The following is a 539-nucleotide window of genomic DNA, read 5'->3' as shown; positions in this document are numbered from 1 at the left end:
CGCCCTGTACACTTCCAAGGACACCGGCCGAAACCGAGCGACGGTCTTCCGTGAAAAGGATTAGGCCTTACCTGAGACTGCCCCACTCGTTCACAAATACGCCGCTTCCCGCCCTGGAGGTGCTGCTGCAAGGCTTGTCCTTGATGATGAGGCCGGGGGAAATGCACGGAGGCACTACCGAGCAGATGCCGAAACAGGGCCGAGTATTCTTGGGACTTGTGAAAAATGGTTGCCCTAGGCAGTTACTCCAGAGTATTTGAAAAGACTTTCAACTTTTCTCAAACCTGAAAACTGGCCACCACAGAAACTTGGGAGTAGCTTTTGGAATCCAAACTATTCACAGGTCTTGCGCATAACATTTCACTGCTCCTAGCGGTGGCGCTGCTTTTCGACGTCACAGCGACCCGATGGAAGATCGGAGAAGCAAAGCCACGCCAAGGACTTGTGGGCATCCTGCTCGGAGCAGTCGGTCTCGTGGTCATGTCCACGCCTTTTACTTTGATGCAGGGGGTCGTATTCGACACCCGCTCAGTACTCAT

General features: G+C 53.6%; 1 protein-coding gene. It reads left to right on the top strand.

Annotated elements, in window-relative coordinates; all coding sequences use genetic code 11:
- Positions 1 to 321 precede the first annotated feature (321 nt).
- A partial coding sequence (locus GTA51_RS20795; RefSeq protein WP_211922687.1) for a hypothetical protein occupies positions 322 to 539 on the top strand: 218 nt, incomplete at its 3' end.

This window comes from Solidesulfovibrio aerotolerans (assembly GCF_009856865.1).
Taxonomy (GTDB): Bacteria; Desulfobacterota; Desulfovibrionia; order Desulfovibrionales; family Desulfovibrionaceae; genus Solidesulfovibrio; species Solidesulfovibrio aerotolerans.
The sequence above is the reverse complement of the archived record's forward strand: the minus strand, read 5'-3'. Positions and strand labels throughout refer to the sequence as shown.